At 58.9% G+C, this 275-nt stretch carries 1 protein-coding gene; it reads right to left on the reverse strand.

All coding sequences use genetic code 11. From position 1 onward, the window contains the following. The coding region (locus tag KVT27_RS24535; RefSeq protein ID WP_217582169.1) for a bifunctional adenosylcobinamide kinase/adenosylcobinamide-phosphate guanylyltransferase at positions 1-275 on the reverse strand (275 nt) is incomplete at both ends.

Raw genomic sequence — 275 nt, forward strand, 5'->3', positions numbered from 1 at the left:
GGACACGCTGGCGACAAGCTCCTCCACACGCTGCATCACGAGCGCCGAGGCATCCTGTTCCTGCTCGTAGCGAAGCAGCCAGTTGCTCAGCCAGAGCGTCAAGCAATCGACCAAAACGACAGCTTCCTCGCCCTTCTCCTGAAGCTTCCCTTGAAGCTGCTCCAGAACCGCTTGCAGCTCATACGGCTCTTCGCGGGTATCCCAGGCATACCCGGACAGGAGCCTCTGCTGCTTGTGCAGCTCAACCCGCTCCCTCATTTCCTCATCATAGATGT

Origin of the sequence: Lysinibacillus sp. GbtcB16, assembly GCF_019091145.1 — a bacterium.
Lineage (GTDB): Bacteria > Bacillota > Bacilli > Bacillales_A > Planococcaceae > Lysinibacillus > Lysinibacillus fusiformis.